Consider the following 18309-nt stretch of genomic DNA (forward strand, 5'->3'; position numbering starts at 1 on the left):
CCCGAAACCGGGTGGCGCGGCCCCGTGTGACGGCCCTTTGAAGGGCGAGGTCCGGCGTCCGAGAGGCCGCCGAAACGGTTCGGGGCAGCTCGGGAGGACGGGATCGGACCGGAACTTCGCCAGATGTCCGTCCCCTTGCATACAGTGACAGAAGCGCTGCGCATGCGGCTGGCACGCGCTCCATCACGCGATCGAAGGGACGTACATGCCCATGGGTCACACGGCCACGCAGCAGGCCGGCTCCGGCGGCCTGAAAGCGACCGAGCACCGCCTGGCCAATGGCCTGCGCGTGGTGCTCTCCGAGGACCATCTGACCCCGGTCGCCGCGGTCTGTCTGTGGTACGACGTCGGATCGCGCCATGAGGTCAAGGGGCGCACCGGCCTGGCTCACCTCTTCGAGCACCTGATGTTCCAGGGCTCGGCGCAGGTGACCGGCAACGGCCACTTCGAGCTGGTGCAGGGGGCCGGCGGCTCGCTCAACGGCACGACCAGCTTCGAGCGCACCAATTACTTCGAGACCATGCCCGCCCATCAGGTCGAGCTCGCCCTGTGGCTGGAGGCCGACCGGATGGGGTCCCTCCTGACCGCGCTGGACGAGGAGAGCCTGGAGAACCAGCGCGACGTCGTCAAGAACGAGCGCCGCCAGCGGTACGACAACGTCCCGTACGGCACCGCCTTCGAGAAGCTCGTCTCCATGGCGTACCCCGAGGGCCACCCGTACCACCACACCCCGATCGGTTCCATGGCCGACCTGGACGCGGCCTCCCTGGAGGACGCGCGGGAGTTCTTCCGCACCTACTACGCGCCGAACAACGCCGTGCTGTCGATCGTCGGCGACATCGACCCGGAGCAGACGCTCGCCTGGATCGAGAAGTACTTCGGCTCCATCCCCTCCCACGACGGCAAGCGGCCGCCCCGCGACGGCACGCTCCCTGAGGTGATCGGCGGCCAGCTGCGCGAGGTCGTGGAGGAGGAGGTCCCGGCCCGCGCCCTGATGGCCGCCTACCGGCTGCCGCACGACGGCACCCGGGATGCCGACGCCGCCGATCTGGCGCTGACCGTCCTCGGCGGCGGGGAGTCCTCCCGGCTCCACAACCGCCTGGTGCGCCGCGACCGCACCGCTGTGGCCGCCGGATTCGGCCTGCTGCGGCTGTCCGGCGCCCCCTCGCTGGGCTGGCTGGACGTGAAGACCTCCGGCGGTGTCGAGGTGCCGGCCATCGAGACCGCCGTCGACGAGGAGCTGGCCCGCTTCGCCGAGGAGGGGCCGACCCCGCAGGAGATGGAGCGGGCGCAGGCGCAGATCGAGCGTGAGTGGCTGGACCGGCTTGCCACGGTCGGCGGCCGGGCCGACGAGCTCTGCCGGTACGCCGTGCTCTTCGGCGACCCGCAGCTGGCGCTGACCGCCGTGGAGCGGGTGCTCGACATCACCGCCGAGGAGGTGCGGGCCGTGGCCGCGGCGCGGCTGCGCCCCGACAACCGCGCCGTGCTGGTCTACGAGCCCGTCCAGGGCGCCGAGGACGCAGCCGACACCGCCGAAGCCGCCGAGACCGATGCAGCAGAAGGGGAGGCGGCCCAGTGAGCGACGCCGTCACCGCGACCATGACCTTCCACCCGCGGCCCAAGGGCGGTGCGCCCAAGCCGTGGGCGTTCCCGGCCCCCGAGCGCGGTGAGCTGTCCAACGGCCTTACCGTGCTGCGCTGCCACCGCCCCGGCCAGCAGGTCGTCGCCGTCGAGATCAATCTGGAGGCGCCGCTGGACGCCGAGCCGACCGGGCTCGAAGGCGTCGCCACGATCATGGCGCGCGCCCTGTCGGAGGGCACCGACAAGCACGACGCCGAGGAGTTCGCCGCCGAGCTCGAGCGCTGCGGCGCCACGCTGGACGCGCATGCCGACCACCCCGGCCTCCGCGTCTCCCTGGAGGTCCCGGTCTCCCGGCTGCCCAAGGCGCTCGGTCTGCTGGCCGACGCCCTGCGCGCGCCCGCCTTCCCCGACGGCGAGGTCGAGCGGCTGGTGCGCAACCGGCTGGACGAGATCCCCCATGAGCTGGCCAATCCGGCCCGCCGGGCCTCGATGGCCCTCTCCGCGGCCCTCTTCCCGGCCGAGTCGCGGATGTCCCGGCCGCGCCAGGGCACCCAGGAGACCATCGAGGGCATCGACGCCGCGGCCGTGCGGGCCTTCTACCAGGCGCATGTCCGCCCCTCCACGGCCACCGCCGTCATCGTGGGCGACCTCACCGGGGTCGACCTCGACGGGGCGCTCGCCGACACCCTGGGCGCCTGGACGGGCGGGGCGGGCGCGCCGCGCCCGGTTCCCCCGATCGTCGCGGACGACCTCGGCCGTGTGGTGATCGTCGACCGGCCGGGCGCGGTGCAGACCCAGCTGCTCATCGGGCGCGTCGGCGCCGACCGCCATGACCGGATCTGGCCCGCGCAGGTGCTCGGCACGTACTGCCTCGGCGGCACCCTCACCTCCCGCCTCGACCGTGTGCTGCGCGAGGAGAAGGGCTACACCTACGGGGTGCGCGCCTTCGGCCAGGTGCTGCGCTCGGCGCCTCCGGCGCCCTCGGGTGGCTCCGCGGGCGCCGCGATGCTGGCGATCAGCGGCTCGGTGGCCACCGAGGTCACCGGTCCCGCGCTGGAGGACCTCTGGAAGGTGCTGCGCACGCTGAAGGAGGAGGGGCTCACCGACGAGGAGCGCGATGTCGCGGTGCAGAACCTGGTGGGCGTCGCCCCGCTGAAGTACGAGACGGCGGCGTCCGTCGCGGGCACTCTCGCCGACCAGGTCGAGCAGCACCTTCCGGACGATTTCCAGGCGCAGTTGTACGCCCGCCTCGCGGAGACCGGCACGGTGGAGGCGACCGCCGCGGTGGTGAGCGCCTTCCCGGCGGACCGGCTGGTCACGGTGCTGGTCGGGGATGCCTCGGCGATTGAGGAGCCGGTCAGGGCGCTGGGCATCGGCGAGGTGCGCGTCATCTCCGGCTGAGCCGCCCGGAGTTGGCCGATTGGCCGGATCCGGCCGAGGAGCCGACGCCCAGGTCGGCTCACTGGCGATGCGGGTTCACCGACGATCCGGCAGACGGTCCGGTCAACGAGTTCACAACGGAAGGACCCTGGCCCCCGTAAGGGTGCCGGGGTCCTTCCGTCATGCCCGATTTGCGGGAGTGACAGCTTGTTTGGTTTGTGGGGAGAGCAACAAAAAACCGGAACCGTTTGGTGATCGAAAGCGGGCCCGTTTAGCGTCAGTCCGGCTGTTCGCCAGCAACCCGCCGCACCCGCGGCACGGACAGTCATCGCCGAGTCCCCGTACGGCGCGAGCCAGGGGAGCCGGGGACCCACACGTCCCCAGGGGTGAATCGGGCGCCTTCCCCGGCCGGGGGAGGAGTCCGTAGGAGACCTTCCTGCTCCGAACCCGTCAGCTAACCCGGTAGGCGAGAAGGAAGGAAAGGAGTGCGCCTCAGTATGGCGTCCACCCGCACTGCCACCGGGAAACACCGCCGCACCACCAAGGTCAACGTCCGCACCGGCGCGAACGTCGTGGGCATCACCACCGTCGCCTCGGGTGTGGTCGCCGGGATCACCGGACAGGCGTTCGCGGCCGACACGGCCCCCAGTCCCCAGCAGACCGGTCTGACCCAGGCGATCGTGATCGGCGACGGGATCGCGGACCACATCGAGGACCAGGCGCAGGCCCAGGAGACCGCCGCCGAGCAGGCCGCTGCCAAGGCCAAGGCGGAGGCGATCGCCCGCCAGGAGGCCGCCAGAAAGGCGGAGGCCGCGGCGAAGAAGGCCAAGGCCGAGCGCGAGGCCAAGGAGCGCGCGGCGCGCGAGGCCGAGCGCAAGCGTCTCAACACCTTCGAGTCGCCGATCAGCGGCTCCTACGTCTCCACCGGCTACGAGGCGGCCAGCGGACTGTGGTCCTCCGGCAGCCACACCGGCATCGACTTCCACGCCTCCTCCGGCACCTCGGTGCACTCCGTGGGCATGGGCGAGATCGTCGAGGCGGGCTGGGGCGGCTCCTACGGCAACAACGTCGTCATCAAGATGAACGACGGCACCTACACCCAGTACGGCCACCTGTCGTCGATCAGTGTCTCGGTCGGCCAGAAGGTCACCCCCGGGCAGCAGATCGGCCTGTCGGGCGCCACCGGCAACGTCACCGGGCCGCATCTGCACTTCGAGGCCCGCACCAGCCCGGACTACGGCTCGGACATCGACCCCCTGTCGTATCTGCGCTCGCACGGCGTCAACGTCTGACCCCGGGGGACTCCGCTCACGTCCGACCCCGCGAGACTCCGAGAAGGCCCCGTCCACCGGACGGGGCCTTCGGCGTGCCGCCGCCCGCTGACCAAAAAATATCCATGAAATGCACCCCGCCATCGGAAATGACGTCCGATGGGAATAGAGTCGTTCAACGCGCGTTCCATGGATGCGTTTCGCGGGTATTTAGGCGGAGGTTCGACAATGTGGGACCGGAAGTGAGCGGGGATACGACCGCCGTCCAGGGCGGTCGCCGGATTTCGGCGCATGCGGTGTGCACGGCGATTCGCGACGACATCGTCTCCGGCACCTATCAGCCCGGCAGCCGGCTCACCGAGGAACTTCTCGCCCGGCGCTACGGCGTCTCGCGGGTGCCGGTCCGCGAGGCCCTGCGCACCCTGGAGTCCGAGGGCTTCGTGACGACCCGGCGGCATGCGGGGGCCTGCGTCGCCCAGCCCTCCGAGCGCGAGGCGGCCGATCTGCTGGACATCCGGGCGCTGCTGGAGCCGCTGGGCGCCGCGCGGGCCGCACAGCGCCGCACCGAGGCTCATCTGAAGGTGCTGCGCGGGCTGGTCCGGCTCGGCCGTGAGCGGGCCCAGCACGGCCGGCTCGGCGAGCTGCGGCCGTTGGGCGATTGGTTCCACGAGACGCTCGCCCAGGCGTCCGGCAGCCCGAGCCTGGCCGCGATGCTCGTCCAGCTGCGCCGCAAGACCGCGTGGGTCTACGCGGCCGTGCCCGCGCCGCAGCCCGCACGGCCCGGGGGTGCCCGGCGCCCCGACCCCGCAGCGCGGGCCGTGGAGTCCTGGGCGGAGCACGGCGCGCTGGTGGACGCGGTGGCGCGTGGCGACGCCGACCGGGCGCGGGCGCTCGCCGCCGCGCACACCGAGCGCGCCCTGGCGGAATACCGGCTGCGCCGCCCCCTCCCGGTGAGCGCTTCGAAACATTCCGTCAACACGGCGAGCGGCCGGAATTAACAGCGATCCCGTATACAACTCTCGGGAATTCTCCGCGTGGTTTCGCGGCGCCCGGTTTTCGGTCCGCCGAGTCCGGGTGGAAACGGAAAAACAGCGGGGCCGCGGTGGCCGTAATGGTCACCGCGGCCCCGTCGTGCCGAACCCTTGAATCACACGGGAATCACATAGGAATCACATGTGAATCGGACGGTGGATCAGACGGTCTCGGGAAGCTCCTCGAGGCCCTCCGCCACCAGCTTCGCCAGCCGGTCGAGCGCGACCTCGGCATCGTCCGCGTCGGAGGCGAGGACGACCTCCTCGCCGCCCTGGGCGCCCAGGCCCAGCACGGCCAGCATGGAGGCGGCGTTGACCGGGGTGCCGTCGCCCTTGGCGATCGTGATGGGGACGCCGGCGGCGGTGGCCGCCCGGACGAAGATCGACGCAGGGCGGGCGTGCAGGCCCTCGGCCCAGCCGATGGTGACGCGGCGCTCAGCCATGGTGTTGCCCTTCAGGTGTGACGGGTGCTGTTGTCTAGACCAAAATCATACGGTGTCCGGATTCACCCGGTCGATGTCCGAGTGGGCCCGAGCATGCCCGGACTGGCCCGATACGGACCTTCCCCCGACACTCGGCCCCGACGCAAGGGTGTCCACCATCCGGACCGGGCGGGCCCGTACCCTGGGCCCCATGCGGAGCCCGTCGGACCATCACGCCTACCCGACCCACTGGGAAGCCGATGTGGTGCTGCGAGACGGCGGCACGGCACAGGTCCGTCCCATCACCCCTGATGACGCCCAGCGGCTGGTGAGCTTCTACGAACGGGTGTCGGACGAGTCGAAGTACTACCGCTTCTTCGCGCCCTATCCCCGCCTGTCCGACCGCGATGTCCACCGCTTCACCCACCACGACTACGTCGACCGGGTGGGCCTGGCGGCCATCGTGGGGGATGAGTTCATCGCCACGGTGCGCTACGACCGCATCGACGGAAGGGGGATTCCGGCCGCGGCCCCCGCCGACGAGGCCGAGGTCGCCTTCCTCGTCCAGGACGCCCACCAGGGTCGCGGGGTGGCCTCCGCGCTCCTCGAACACATCGCCGCCGTCGCACGCGAGCGCGACATCCGCCGGTTCGCCGCCGAGGTGCTGCCCGCCAACACCAAGATGATCAAGGTGTTCACGGACGCGGGCTACACCCAGAAGCGCAGCTTCGAGGACGGGGTCGTCCGCCTCGAATTCGATCTCGAACCCACCGACCGCTCCCTGGCCGTCATGCGCGCCCGCGAGCAGCGGGCCGAGGCCCGCTCCGTCCAGCGGCTGCTCGCGCCCGGCTCCGTCGCCGTCATCGGCACCAGCCGCACGCCCGGCGGCGTCGGCCGCACCGTGCTCCGCAACCTCCTGGACGGCGGCTTCACGGGGCGCGTCCACGCCGTCAACCACGCCTTCCCCGACGACATGGCGCACCTCGCGCCCGAGGGTGTCCCGGCCCACCGCTCGCTGCGCGCCATAGAGGAGCCCGTGGACCTCGCCGTCGTGGCCGTCCCCGCCGACCGGGTGCCCGCTGTCGTGGCCGAATGCGGCGAGCACGGCGTCCAGGGCCTCGTCGTGCTCTCCGCCGGATACGCCGAGAGCGGGAGCGAGGGCCGCGACCGGCAGCGCGACCTCGTCCGCCAGGCCCGGTCGTACGGCATGCGCGTCATCGGCCCCAACGCCTTCGGCGTCAGCAACACCGCCGAGGGAGTCCGGCTGAATGCCTCCCTGTCCCCGCGGCTGCCCAACCCCGGGCGGCTGGGCCTGTTCACCCAGTCCGGGGCGATTGGCATCGCACTGCTGTCCGGACTGCACCGGCGCGGCGCCGGGCTGGCGAGCCTGGCCGGGATCGCGGGAATATCGACCTTCGTCTCCGCGGGTAACCGCGCCGATGTCTCGGGCAACGACCTCCTCCAGTACTGGTACGACGATCCGCACACCGATGTCGTCCTGATGTACCTGGAGTCGATCGGCAACCCCCGCAAGTTCACCCGGCTCGCCCGGCGCACCGCCGCCGTCAAACCGGTGGTCGTCGTCAAGGGCGCCCGCCACACCGGCAGCGCCCCTACCGGCCATGCCGTGCCCACCACCCAGATCCCGGACGCCACCGTCTCCGATCTGCTGCGGCAGGCGGGCGTCATCCGGGTCGACACCGTCACCGAACTCGCCGACACCGGGGTACTGCTCGCCTCCCAGCCGCTGCCCGCCGGTCCGCGCGTCGCCATCCTCGGCAACTCCGAGTCGCTCGGCCTGATCACCTACGACGCCTGCCTCACCGAGGGGCTCCGCCCGCTGCCGCCCCGCGACCTGACCACGGCCGCCGCCCCGGACGATTTCCGGCGCGCCCTGACCGAGGCCCTTACCGACGACGCCTGCGACGCCGTCGTGGTCACCGCCATTCCCTCGGTCGGCGACGGAAATACCGGCCCCGGGGACGGCGACGGCAGCGCGGAGGCACTCGCCACGGCCGTAAGGGAGGCGGCCCACGCTTCCGGGCCCGGTCCGGCCAAGCCGGTGGCCGTGGTCCACCTGGAGATCCAGGAACTCGCGGAGGCCCTGGCCGGCACCGGTGGCGAGCCCGCCCCTGGCACCCGCCGGATCCCCGCCTACCCCGCCGCCGAGCGGGCCGTGCGCGCGCTCGCCGAGGCCGTGCGGTACGCGCGCTGGCGGCAGGAGGCCGCCGAGCCCGGGCGGGTCCCCGGGTACGACGACATCGACGAGGCAGGTGCTGCCGCCGACATTCAGGTGCTGCTCGCCCCGGGCGACGGCACCCCGGGCGACGGCGCGGGCGGCGAGACCGGCGACGGTAAGAGCGAAGCCACAGGAGGCGGGACGGGCGAGGGTAAGGCCGACGGTACGGGCGGCGGGCCCGGCGACGACGCGGGCCTCGGCGTCGAGCTGTCCGCCGCCGACACCCAGCGCCTCCTGGCCCGCTACGGCGTCAGCGTGCTGCCCGCTCTCCCCGCGCCCGACCCCGACGCCGCGGTACGGGCCGCCGAGCGGCTCGGCTTCCCGGTCGCGCTCAAGCCCACCGCCGCCCATCTGCGCCACCGCGCCGACCTGGGCGGGGTACGTCTTGAGCTGGGCAGCGAGACGGAACTGCGCCGGGCCTACGCCGAGTTGACCGACTACCTGGGCCGGCCCGAGGAACTGGGGCTGGTCGTGCAGCGGATGGCGCCACGCGGCGTGGACACCGTCGTACGGGCGGCCATCGACCCCGCCGCCGGGGCCGTGCTCTCCTTCGGGCTCGCCGGCGCCCCCTCCGAACTGCTCGGCGACACCGCCCACGGCCTCGTCCCCGTCACCGGCCGGGACGCCGCCGAGCTCATCCGGTCCATCCGGACCGCGCCGTTGCTGTTCGGCTGGCGCGGCTCCAAGCCGGTGGACACCGCGGCCCTGGAGGAGCTGCTGCTGCGGGTGTCCCGCCTGGTGGACGACCATCCCGAGATGGTCGCGGTCGATCTCGAACCCGTCGTGGTCGCCCAGCAGGGCCTCTCCGTGCTCGGCGCCTCGGCGCGGCTCGCCCCGCCGCCCCCGCGCACCGACCTGGGCCCCCGCCACATGCCCGCCTACTGAGTCCTCCGGCGCCTTGGCGGGCACCGGCGCCGGTGTCGGCGCGGCCCCGTAGGATGGTGCACATGGCGAAGACCGGTACGACGACCCAGGGGCTGCGCGCGGCGATCGAGCGCAGCGGCTATTACCCGGCACTCGTGGCCGAAGCGGTGGAGGCCGCCGTGGGCGGTGAGCCCATCGTGTCGTACCTGGTCCATCAGGAGACCACCTTCGACGCCAACGAGGTCCGCCGCCATGTCACGGTCCTGGTCCTCACCGGCAACCGCTTCATCGTCAGCCACACCGACGAGCAGGCCGCGGACGGCACCTCCCCGTCGCCGTACGCCACCACCTCCACCGAGTCGGTGAAGCTCCAGCGGATCTCCTCGGTCGTGCTCAGCCGGGTCGTCGCCAACCCCGAGTCGTACACACCGGGCACGCTGCCGCGTGAGGTCGTGCTGACCATCGGCTGGGGGGCCGTCAGCCGCCTCGACCTGGAGCCCGCCGCCTGCGGCGACCCCAACTGCGAGGCCGACCACGGCTACACGGGCTCGTCCACCGCCGACGACCTCAGCCTGCGCGTCAGCGAGGCGGGGGACGGCCCCGACACCGTCCGTCAGACGCTCGCCTTCGCCCAGGCGCTCTCCGAGGCCACCGCGGCCACGCCGGACACCGGCCGCTGATGTCCGGCTCCACCACCGGCCCGCCGCCCTCCGCCGCCTCCTTCTGGCCCGAGCCCACCCCGCTCGACCCGCGCTCCGCCCCGCTGCCGAAGTACGGCACCGGCTCGCTCGCCGATCTGCTGCCCGCCGTCGCCGCGGGCCAGGAGGTCCCCGGGCTCTCCTCCGATCTGGCGCTCGCCCCCGCCGACCGCGTCTGCGTCTTCCTGGTCGACGGCCTCGGCTGGGAGCTGCTGCGCGCCCACCCCGGCGAGGCGCCCTTCCTGACCTCGCTGCTGCCCACTTCGCTGGGCGGTTCCGGGCAGCCGCTCACCGCGGGCTTCCCGTCCACCACCGCGACCTCGCTCGCCTCGGTGGGCACCGGATTGCCGCCCGGCGCCCATGGACTGCCCGGCTATACGGTGCGGGACCCCGGCACCGGCCAGCTGATGAACCAGCTGCGCTGGCAGCCCTGGACGGATCCGCACGCCTGGCAGCCGTATCCGACCGTCTTCCAGCTCGCCGACGCCGCGGGCGTGCACACCTGCCAGGTCTCCGCGCCGACGTTCGCCGAGACCCCGCTCACCAAGATCGCTCTGAGCGGCGGCACCTTCCACGGGCGGCTCACCGGTGAGGAGCGGATGGACCTCGCGGCCGAGCAACTCGGCGCCGCGGGCCGCTCGCTCGTCTACACGTACTACAGCGAGGTGGACGGCAAGGGGCACCGCTTCGGCGTGGACTCGCCCGAGTGGCGTGATCAGCTCCGCTATGTCGACGGGCTCGCCCAGCGCCTGGCCGAACAGCTCCCGCCCCGCTCGGCGCTCTATGTCACCGCCGACCACGGCATGATCGACATCCCCTTCGACCCGGAGTCGCGCATCGACTTCGACGAGGACTGGGAGCTGCGCGCGGGCGTCTCGCTGCTGGGCGGCGAGGGCCGCGCCCGCCATGTGTACGCCGTCCCCGGCGCCGCGGGCGATGTGCTGGCCGTCTGGCGTGAGGTGCTGGGGGAGCGGATGTGGGTGGCCGGCCGAGACGAGGCCATCGAGGCGGGCTGGTTCGGCGGGCCCGGCGGTGCCGATGGCGGCGGTAAGGGCGTCGACGACCGGGTGTACCGGCGGATCGGCGATGTCGTGGCCGCCGCCCGCGACGACGTCGCGATCGTCGCCTCGCACACCGAGCCGAAGGAGTCCGCCATGGTCGGGCTGCACGGTTCGATGACCCCCGTGGAGCAGCTGGTGCCGCTCCTCGAAGTACGCTCCTGAGCGACTCCGTTCACCCCCGCCCTACGAAAGGCTCCGCCTCCCCATGCCCGAGCTGGTGTTCTTTTCCGGAACGATGGACTGCGGAAAGAGCACCCTCGCTCTGCAGATCCAGCACAACCGCTCGGCGCGAGGGCTCCAGGGCATGATCTACACCCGGGACGACCGGGCGGGCGAGGGCAAGCTCTCCTCACGGCTGGGGCTGGCCACCGAGGCGGTCGAGGTCGCCGACGACCTGCACTTCTACGACCATGTGGTCCAGGCCCTGACCTCCGGGGGCCGGGTCGACTACGTCATCGTGGACGAGGCGCAGTTCCTGACCCCGCCCCAGATCGACCAACTCGCCCGGGTGGTCGACGACCTGGAGCTGGACGTCTTCGCCTTCGGCATCACCACCGACTTCCGCAGCAAGCTCTTCCCCGGCTCCCAGCGCCTGGTGGAGCTCGCCGACCGGGTGGAGGTGCTGCAGGTGGAGGCGCTGTGCTGGTGCGGAGCCCGGGCGACGCACAACGCCCGTACCGTCGGCGGCGAGATGGTCGTCGAGGGCGCCCAGGTCGTCGTGGGCGACGTCAACCGGCCGGAGAGCGAGGTCGGTTACGAGGTGCTGTGCCGACGTCACCACCGGCGCCGGATGACGGCCGCCGGTGCGCGCGCCGCCGCCCTGTCGCCGGAGGTGCTGCCGGTCGACTGAGGGGGGCTCCCGTTGATCAGCCCCTCAGCCCCTCAGCCCCTGGCCCTCCGGCCGGCGCCGCTTATCCCTCGCCGCGCCGTACGACGGTGAAGGCGGCCCCTTCCGGGTCCCGCACGGTGGCCCGGTGGCCGGTGGCGCCCCGCGACGGCGGCCGCACCACCTGACCGCCCAGCTCCGTCACCCGGCGCACCGTGTCGTCCACATCCTCCACCGCGAAGTGCGTCATCCAGTACGGGCCCCGGTCGCGCGGCAGGGCGTCGCCCACGCTCTGGATCGCGCAGACCGGCCGGCCGTCCAGATGCAGGGTGCGGCAGCCCGGCTCCTCCCCGGCCGCCGTCTCCGCCTGGTAGCCGAAGACCATCCGGTAGAACTTGTGGACCCCGGTGCCCTCACGGGTCAGCAGCTCGTGCCAGACCGGGGTGCCCGGCGCCCCCGTCTCCTCCGCCGCGTAGGTGGACTCCTGCCACACCCCGAACACCGCGCCCTCGGGGTCGGCGGCGATCAGCATCCGGCCGGCCTCGTCGGCGTCCAGCGGGCCCACCGCCACGGTGCCGCCACAGGCGCGGATCATCTCGGCGGTCTCATCGGCGTCGTCGGACGCCAGATAGGTCGTCCAGGCCACGGGCAAATGGCGTTCCGGAGGCAGCTCGCTCAACCCGGCGACCGGTCGGCCGCCCTGGACCGCGCGGACATACGCGCCGAGCTGCTGTGGGCCCGGTGTGAACTCCCAGCCGAACAGGAAGTGGTAGAAGTCCTGTGTCGCGGCAAGGCTGTGCACCATCAGACTCGTCCAGCAGGGCGTGCCCGGTGTGCGCCGAGTCGCTGCCTCGGTCATACGTCATTCTCTCCTCGGACCATCGTGGTGGACATGCGGCCCCGGGCCGGTCGGCGGCGCGGGGCGGTCGTGCGGAGGTGCTGATACGGGGGGCCCGACCGATGTTTTCACCACCTGTCGCACATGGCGCCCTGGCGGAACCGTAATTCGTCGTGCCCCGCAGCAGAATGTCTGAATCGCTACCCCACATCCGTTTCGGCTTCATTGCGCTCGGGTGTCACCCAGCCGTACACCGGGTGAAGGGGTGGTCCAATCGACGCAGAGATATCTACGCAAGGATGGTTCCTATGCATGCCATTATCACCGCATCCGATCTCATGAGTGAGTTGGCGGAGGAGCAATCTCCGCTCCTGCTCGATGTGCGCTGGCAGCTCGGCGGGCCGCCCGGCCGCCCCGCATACGAGGCGGGGCATCTGCCGGGTGCCGTCTACGTCGATCTCGACACCGAGCTCGCGGCCCCGCCCGGAAAGGCCGGCCGCCACCCCTTGCCCGATCTTTCCGCGTTCGCGGCCGCGATGCGCCGGGCCGGGGTGAGTCAGGACCGGCGCGTAGTGGCGTACGACGGCGGACAGGGGTGGGCCGCGGCGCGTGCGTGGTGGCTGCTGCGCTGGGCGGGGCATCCGTCCGTAAGGGTGCTCGACGGAGGTCTGCCCGCCTGGACGGCGGTCGGCGGCGCCCTGACCACCGATGAACCGGACGCGGCCGAGGGCGACTTCGTCCCGCGGCCCGGGGCCCTGCCGCTGCTGGAGGCCGACGACGCGGCGGCGCTGGCGCGGCGCGGGGTACTGCTGGACGCGCGCGCGGGCGAGCGCTATCGGGGCGAGGTCGAGCCCATCGACCCCGTCGGCGGCCATATCCCCGGCGCGGTCTCCGCCCCCACGGTGGAGAACGTCACCGCCGATGGTCACTTCCTGCCCGCGGACCGGCTGGCCGAGCGGTTCGCGGCCCTGGGCGCCACCGAGGACGCCGAGGTCGGGGTGTACTGCGGCTCCGGGGTCTCGGCCGCGCACCAGGTCCTGGCGCTGGCCGTCGCGGGCGTTCCGGCGGCGCTGTACGTCGGCTCCTGGAGCGAATGGTCCTCGGACGGCGGCCGTCCGGTGGCCACGGGCCCCGAGCGGGGCTGAACACGCCGACGGGCCCTGCCACCGGCATGCGGTGGCAGGGCCCGGATCGGCCGCCGCCGGCCGTGGTGCGGCCGGCGGCTACTTCCGCTGCTACTCCTGCTTCTTGCGGCGGGTGCCGAAGACGATCTCGTCCCAGCTCGGCACCGCGGCCCGGCGGCCCGGGCGGACGCCGTCCGCCTCCGCCTGCCGGTCCGTCGTACCGGTCAGCCGGTCGCGGTGACCCGCCACCGAACGCGGCATCAGCACATCCGCGTACGCCGAACCCGCGCTCGCCGCGGAGGCGGGCGGCTCGACGGCCTCCGGCTCCTCGTCGGGCTCCTCCGGCGGAGCGGCCGACGCGACGGGCGCCTCCGGCACGACCATGTCGCCCCGGAAGTTGGGCACGGCCTCCAGCAGGCTGGTGAGCGAGTCCCGCTCACCGAGGCCGTCGTCCAGCGAGGCGGACGCGGGCGTGGCCGAAGGGGAGTCGTCGTCGAAGCGCTCGGACGACGGCCGGTCGCGGTCCCGATCCCGGTCACGCGGCAGCCGGGCGATCCGCGGCACGAACGGGAAGCTGGGCTCGGGCGTGTCGTCGGCCTCGCCGATCAGCGACCGCGCCTCGTCGTCCACCGCCTGGACCAGCCGCCGGGGCGGGTCGTAGGTCCAGCTCGCCGAATGCGGCTCACCGGCGACCCGGTAGACCAGCAGCACCTCCCAGGTGCCGTCGTCGCGCCGCCAGGAGTCCCACTGCGTGGTGTCCTTCTCGGCGCCGCGCAGCAGCAGTCGCTCCGCCACGGCCTCGCCGAGCTGCGGTCCGGTGTTCTCGCCGGGGCGGCGCACGGGAGTCTTACGGGCGCGCTCGGCCATGAAGGCGCGCTCCGCCAGTACCGGGCCCTCGAAGCGCCGCACGCGGTCGACGGGGATGCCCGCCATCTGTGCGACCTCTTCGGCGGTGGCGCCGGCACGTATACGGGCCTGGATGTCACGGGGCCGCAGATGGCTCTCGACCTCGATCTCGATCTGGCCGAGCCGAGCGCGGTCGTTGCGCACCGCGGCGCGCAGTCGCTCGTCGATGGGAAGCGTGTACTCCGTGCTGTCCGCAGCTTTGAGCACCAGCCGTGTGCCGTCGTTGCTGACGGCCACGACACGCAGTTCGGGCATGGGAACCTCCCGGGTGGTGCCTGCCGACGTCACGGTTGCGTCGCTGCTCTCCCGCTAGACGAGTGTGGCCTGCCCGGGTGCAGCCTGCCACAACTTTGCCGAGTTGCCCGGGCCGGTTGGTTGCCGTCTTCTGACCCCTCCCGCTGGGTCCGGGCGGCCGGACGGGAAAGCGGGGCCAGGGCTCGCCACAGTACTCCATTCGGGCCGCTCAGGTGGAGCGGCACGCCAGCCGAGTTCATGGCCGGAAGGGGGATCGGAGCCTGAATCCTTCGAAGTGAGACCCAATGTGGGTGGCAAGTTTCACAGAATCGACAGAATCGGAACGATCTGCTTCGTTTATGGGTCACTTCTCCCTGCAGGCTGGAACGAATGTCCAAGCGAGGCGGTAGATGCGCGGCAAGGCCGACGGCGACGGACAACTCAAGAGCGGACGGATCGAACTGAGCGTGGCCCATGTGGCCGGCAGCGCACTGGCGGCCATCGCCGCGGCGGTCCTCGCCTCCAAACTCGGCGTCTACGGGACGATCCTGGGCGCCGGTGTGATGAGCGTGGTGGCGACCGCGGGCGGCACCGTCTTCCAGCATCTGTTCCACCGCACCGGTGAGCAGATCAAGGAGGTGCGGGTCCAGGCGGGGCCCCGGCGGCCCGCCGGGCCCGCCATGCTCCGGCGGAAGGGGCCTGCCCGCGAGTACGGCGAGCCGACCACCCACGGCACCCGGTTGCGTGGCCGGCGGCGCCACGTCCTCGGGGCGCTCGCGGTCTTCGTCCTCGCCATGAGCGTCATCACGGGGATCGAGATGTTCTCCGGAGGTCCGGTGTCCAACGTCTGGGGGGAGAGCCGGAGCGGAACCACCGTCAGCGACAGCGTGGGCGGCTCCTCCGGGTCGAGTTCCACCCCCGGCCCCGCGCGCCGCGGCCCGGCCGCCCCGTCCCGGACCCCCGGCGCCTCCCGGGGCGGCGGCGATCCGGCACCGTCCCCGCGCACCTCCCACGGGGGCGGCGCGGCGGACGCGTCGACCACGCCAACGCCCGATTCATCCGGATCATCGGAGTCCGGCACGGGCTCCGGCTCTGAGAGCGGCACCGGGGGCGCGACCGCCCCCGGCACCTCCGCGCCCGCCGCCCCCGGCCCCTCCCGGACCGCGTCCGGCGGTGCCGCGGAGGACGGAACGGATGGTTCCGGTGACGCCACGCCCACGCCCGGTGCCACCGGCAGGCCGTGAGGCGTCAGTCGCCCAGCACGCGCCGCAGATAGTCGTTGGTGAACAGCCGGTCCGGGTCCAGCCGGTCGCGTACCGCCGTGAACTCCCCGAACCGCGGATAGACCCCGGACAGGTAGCCGGCGTCGCGGCTGTGCAGCTTGCCCCAGTGCGGGCGGCCCCCGTGGGCGATCATGATCTGCTCGGCCGCCGTGAAGTACGCCCGGTGCGGGGTGCCCCGGTACAGATGGACGGCGATGTACGCGGTCTCGCGCCCGGAGGCGGTGGACAGCGGGATGTCGTCGGCGGGCGCGGTGCGCACCTCCACCGGGAAGCTGACCCGCAGTCCGGACCGGTCGACGGTGGCCTTGAGCTCGCGCAGCACGGTGACCGCGGCCTCGCGCGGCACGGCGTACTCCATCTCCAGGAAGCGGACTCGGCGCGGAGAGGTGAAGACTTTGTAAGGGATGTCCGTGTAGGTCCGGGCAGACAGGGCGCGGCTGGAGATTTTGGCGATTCCGGGGATGGTGGCGGGGACCGCCCGGCCCACCGAACAGGCCACCTGGAAGATGCCGTTGGACAGCAGCTCGTCGTCCACCCAGCCGCTGACCCGGCCCACCGGCGCGGCGGGGCCGGTGCTGCGGTTGTTGCGCTTGGTGTTGCAGTTGCCGGTGTGTGGGAACCAGTAGAACTCGAAGTGCTCGTTCTCGGCCACGAGCCTGTCGAAATCGGCCATGACGCGGTCGAAGGGCATCGGCTCCTCGCGCGCGGTGAGCAGGAACTCCGGTTCCACGGCGAAGGTGATCGCGCTGACCACGCCGAGCGAGCCGAGCCCGATCCGGGCGGCCGCGAAGATCTCCGGGTTCTCCGTCGCCGAGCAGCGCAGCACCGAACCGTCCGCCGTCACCAGCTCCAGGCCCTTGATCTGGGCGGCGATCGAGGCGCTGTCCCGGCCGGTGCCATGGGTGCCGGTGGCGGTCGCCCCGGCCACGGTCTGCTCCATGATGTCGCCCATATTGGCCAGCGACAGCCCATGGGCCGTCAGCGTCTCGTTGAGCTGCCGGAGCGGAGTGCCGGCCGCGACGGTCACGGTCCCCGCCTCGCGGTCCAGTCCGCGCACGCCCACCATGCGGCCGGGGCGTATCAGCAGCCCGTCGGTGGCGGCCGCGGTGGTGAAGGAGTGCCCGGAGCCCACCGCCTTCACCTTCAGCCCCTCCGCCGCGGCCCGGCGGACCACCTCGGCCAGCTCCTGAGTGGACGACGGCGCGACGCTCCGCACCGGGCGGGCCGTCACATTCCCCGCCCAGTTACGCCACACGCTGCTCCGTACGGTCTTCATGGTCTTGACGGCCATCCGCACCCGACCCCTCCCGCTGTGGCGCCGGCCGGAGCCGGCGGTACCCGAGGAACGCCACCGCCGCCGCGAACACCCCGGCCACGGCCGGCACCGCGTACCCCGCCCGGGCGCCGGCCGCGTCCACCACCCATCCGGCGGCCGACGAGCCGAGCGCCACCCCGACCGCGAGCCCGGTGCTCACCCAGGTCATCCCCTCGGTCAGATGCGCGCGTGGTACGTGGCGTTCGACGAGGGCCATGGTGGTCACCATCGTGGGTGCGATGGCCAGGCCCGCGACGAAGAGCGCCACGGCCAGGAACGGCAGGTTCCCGACCAGTTGGAGCGGGATCATACTCACGGCGATCGCACAAATACCCCACAACCAACGACGGGACACCGATCCGCTCAGGCGCAGCAGCCCGAAGATCGCGCCGGCGAGACAGGAGCCCAGCGCGTACACCGCCAGGACCAGGCTCGCCGCGCCCTTGTGGCCCTCGTCCTCGGCGAAGGCCACCGTCACCACGTCGATCGCCCCGAAGATCGCGCCGGTCGCCACGAAGGTGACCACCAGCACCTGGAGCCCGCGCGAGCGCAGCGCCGAACGGCCGGTGTGCTGCCCACGCGGATGCGGTACGGGCTCGGTGGCCCGCTGCGCGGTCAGCGAGAAGACCCCGGCCGCCAGGAAGCAGGCGGCCAGCAGCGGGCCCGCCTCCGGGAACCAGGTGGTGGACAGCCCGATCGAGATGACCGGCCCGAGGATGAAGCAGACCTCGTCGACGATGGACTCCCAGGCGTACGCGGCGTGCAGCTCGCGCGGGGAGTCCCCGTAGATCGCCGCCCAGCGGGCCCGCACCATGGAGCCCACGCTGGGCACACAGCCGGCCCCCGCGGCGAAGACGAACAGCGTCCAGTCCGGCCAGCCCCGGTGCGCGCTCAGCAGCAGCCCGCAGACGGCGGTGAGCGCCACGAGGGTCGCCGGGCGCAGCACCCGGCGCTGGCCGTGCCGGTCGACCAGCCGGGAGATCTGCGGGCCGAGGGAGGCGGCGGAGAGCGCCAGCGTGGCCGACAGGGCGCCCGCGAGCCCGTACCGGCCGGTGAGTTCGGAGACCATGGTGACCACGCCGATGCCCGCCATGGACAGCGTCATCCGCCCCAGGAAGCCGGCCGCGGAGAACTCCTTGGCGCCGGGGGCGGCGAAGATCGCACGATAGGGGCTGGTACTGGGCAAGGCAGGCTCCGCCGTGAGCAGGGTAAGGATCGTACGAGCTGATACAGATT

General features: G+C 72.6%; 15 protein-coding genes and 1 riboswitch. Of the genes, 10 read left to right on the top strand and 5 right to left on the bottom strand.

What is annotated here, in order from left to right; translation table 11 throughout:
• Positions 1-205: 205 nt before the first annotated feature.
• From AS97_RS32975 to AS97_RS32990, 4 genes are all read left to right on the top strand, one after another.
• Positions 206-1579: a pitrilysin family protein gene (locus AS97_RS32975; RefSeq protein WP_125758578.1), complete on the top strand. Its 1374-nt coding sequence runs from the start codon at positions 206-208 to the stop codon at positions 1577-1579.
• Positions 1576-2982 carry a pitrilysin family protein gene (locus AS97_RS32980; protein WP_210566149.1) on the top strand — a complete coding sequence of 469 codons (1407 nt, stop codon included), beginning with the start codon at positions 1576-1578 and terminating at the stop codon, positions 2980-2982. Before AS97_RS32975 ends, AS97_RS32980 begins: the two co-directional genes overlap by 4 nt.
• Before the next feature lie 298 nt (positions 2983-3280).
• Positions 3281-3444: riboswitch (cyclic di-AMP (ydaO/yuaA leader) on the top strand.
• 14 nt (positions 3445-3458) lie between these two features.
• A complete protein-coding gene (locus AS97_RS32985; protein ID WP_086710296.1) occupies positions 3459-4253 on the top strand; it encodes a M23 family metallopeptidase in 795 nt (264 codons plus the stop codon).
• Positions 4254-4474: 221 nt separating this feature from the next.
• Positions 4475-5230, top strand: a complete 756-nt coding sequence (locus AS97_RS32990; protein ID WP_059141637.1) for a GntR family transcriptional regulator — start codon at positions 4475-4477, stop codon at positions 5228-5230.
• Positions 5231-5424: 194 nt separating this feature from the next.
• Here the strand turns inward: AS97_RS32990 and AS97_RS32995 are convergent, their stop codons facing one another.
• Positions 5425-5706, bottom strand: a complete 282-nt coding sequence (locus AS97_RS32995; RefSeq protein WP_020867963.1) for an HPr family phosphocarrier protein — start codon at positions 5704-5706, stop codon at positions 5425-5427.
• A gap of 190 nt (positions 5707-5896) precedes the next feature.
• Here AS97_RS32995 and AS97_RS33000 point away from each other — a divergent pair, with 190 nt between their 5' ends.
• From AS97_RS33000 to AS97_RS33015, 4 genes are all read left to right on the top strand, one after another.
• A complete protein-coding gene (locus tag AS97_RS33000; RefSeq protein WP_210566150.1) occupies positions 5897-8809 on the top strand; it encodes a bifunctional GNAT family N-acetyltransferase/acetate--CoA ligase family protein in 2913 nt (970 codons plus the stop codon).
• 62 nt (positions 8810-8871) lie between these two features.
• Positions 8872-9468, top strand: a complete 597-nt coding sequence (locus tag AS97_RS33005; protein ID WP_030842663.1) for a DUF5998 family protein — start codon at positions 8872-8874, stop codon at positions 9466-9468.
• Complete coding sequence (locus tag AS97_RS33010) at positions 9468-10709, top strand: nucleotide pyrophosphatase/phosphodiesterase family protein (protein WP_059141638.1); 1242 nt, start codon at positions 9468-9470, stop codon at positions 10707-10709. The genes AS97_RS33005 and AS97_RS33010 overlap by 1 nt, the downstream gene beginning before the upstream one ends.
• A 43-nt stretch (positions 10710-10752) precedes the next feature.
• Positions 10753-11397, top strand: a complete 645-nt coding sequence (locus tag AS97_RS33015; RefSeq protein WP_086710295.1) for a thymidine kinase — start codon at positions 10753-10755, stop codon at positions 11395-11397.
• Positions 11398-11458: 61 nt separating this feature from the next.
• On the opposite strand, the gene AS97_RS33020 is transcribed toward AS97_RS33015, so the two are convergent.
• Complete coding sequence (locus AS97_RS33020; RefSeq protein ID WP_210566151.1) at positions 11459-12232, bottom strand: VOC family protein; 774 nt, start codon at positions 12230-12232, stop codon at positions 11459-11461.
• A gap of 287 nt (positions 12233-12519) precedes the next feature.
• On the opposite strand from AS97_RS33020, the gene AS97_RS33025 reads away from it, so the two are divergent.
• Positions 12520-13356, top strand: coding sequence for a sulfurtransferase (locus AS97_RS33025; RefSeq protein ID WP_125761575.1), 837 nt, complete (start codon positions 12520-12522; stop codon positions 13354-13356).
• Between the two features lie 90 nt (positions 13357-13446).
• On the opposite strand, the gene sepH is transcribed toward AS97_RS33025, so the two are convergent.
• Positions 13447-14496 carry a septation protein SepH gene (sepH, locus tag AS97_RS33030; protein WP_059141642.1) on the bottom strand — a complete coding sequence of 350 codons (1050 nt, stop codon included), beginning with the start codon at positions 14494-14496 and terminating at the stop codon, positions 13447-13449.
• A gap of 389 nt (positions 14497-14885) precedes the next feature.
• Between sepH and AS97_RS33035 the strand changes: the two genes are divergently transcribed.
• Positions 14886-15719, top strand: coding sequence for a hypothetical protein (locus tag AS97_RS33035; protein WP_059141643.1), 834 nt, complete (start codon positions 14886-14888; stop codon positions 15717-15719).
• Positions 15720-15723: 4 nt separating this feature from the next.
• On the opposite strand, the gene AS97_RS33040 is transcribed toward AS97_RS33035, so the two are convergent.
• Together AS97_RS33040 and AS97_RS33045 are read right to left on the bottom strand one after the other, a co-directional pair.
• Positions 15724-17049: a D-arabinono-1,4-lactone oxidase gene (locus tag AS97_RS33040; protein ID WP_174887443.1), complete on the bottom strand. Its 1326-nt coding sequence runs from the start codon at positions 17047-17049 to the stop codon at positions 15724-15726.
• The gene (locus tag AS97_RS33045; RefSeq protein WP_059141644.1) at positions 17003-18259 is read right to left on the bottom strand and encodes an MFS transporter; all 1257 of its coding nucleotides are present in this window, start codon (positions 18257-18259) and stop codon (positions 17003-17005) included. The genes AS97_RS33040 and AS97_RS33045 overlap by 47 nt, the downstream gene beginning before the upstream one ends.
• Positions 18260-18309: the final 50 nt, after the last annotated feature.

The sequence above is a fragment of the Streptomyces sp. AgN23 genome, from assembly GCF_001598115.1.
Lineage (GTDB): Bacteria > Actinomycetota > Actinomycetes > Streptomycetales > Streptomycetaceae > Streptomyces > Streptomyces antimycoticus.

Excerpts from the sequence above, each read along its gene's own strand:
- AS97_RS32975 (WP_125758578.1), top strand. The coding sequence starts at position 206 with ATGCCCATGGGTCACACGGCCACGCAGCAGGCCGGCTCCGGCGGCCTG.
- AS97_RS32985 (WP_086710296.1), top strand. The coding sequence starts at position 3,459 with ATGGCGTCCACCCGCACTGCCACCGGGAAACACCGCCGCACCACCAAG.
- AS97_RS32995 (WP_020867963.1), bottom strand. The coding sequence starts at position 5,706 with ATGGCTGAGCGCCGCGTCACCATCGGCTGGGCCGAGGGCCTGCACGCC.
- AS97_RS33000 (WP_210566150.1), top strand. The coding sequence starts at position 5,897 with ATGCGGAGCCCGTCGGACCATCACGCCTACCCGACCCACTGGGAAGCC.
- AS97_RS33005 (WP_030842663.1), top strand. The coding sequence starts at position 8,872 with ATGGCGAAGACCGGTACGACGACCCAGGGGCTGCGCGCGGCGATCGAG.
- AS97_RS33010 (WP_059141638.1), top strand. The coding sequence starts at position 9,468 with ATGTCCGGCTCCACCACCGGCCCGCCGCCCTCCGCCGCCTCCTTCTGG.
- AS97_RS33015 (WP_086710295.1), top strand. The coding sequence starts at position 10,753 with ATGCCCGAGCTGGTGTTCTTTTCCGGAACGATGGACTGCGGAAAGAGC.
- AS97_RS33020 (WP_210566151.1), bottom strand. The coding sequence starts at position 12,232 with ATGACCGAGGCAGCGACTCGGCGCACACCGGGCACGCCCTGCTGGACG.
- AS97_RS33025 (WP_125761575.1), top strand. The coding sequence starts at position 12,520 with ATGCATGCCATTATCACCGCATCCGATCTCATGAGTGAGTTGGCGGAG.
- sepH (WP_059141642.1), bottom strand. The coding sequence starts at position 14,496 with ATGCCCGAACTGCGTGTCGTGGCCGTCAGCAACGACGGCACACGGCTG.
- AS97_RS33035 (WP_059141643.1), top strand. The coding sequence starts at position 14,886 with ATGCGCGGCAAGGCCGACGGCGACGGACAACTCAAGAGCGGACGGATC.
- AS97_RS33040 (WP_174887443.1), bottom strand. The coding sequence starts at position 17,049 with ATGGCCGTCAAGACCATGAAGACCGTACGGAGCAGCGTGTGGCGTAAC.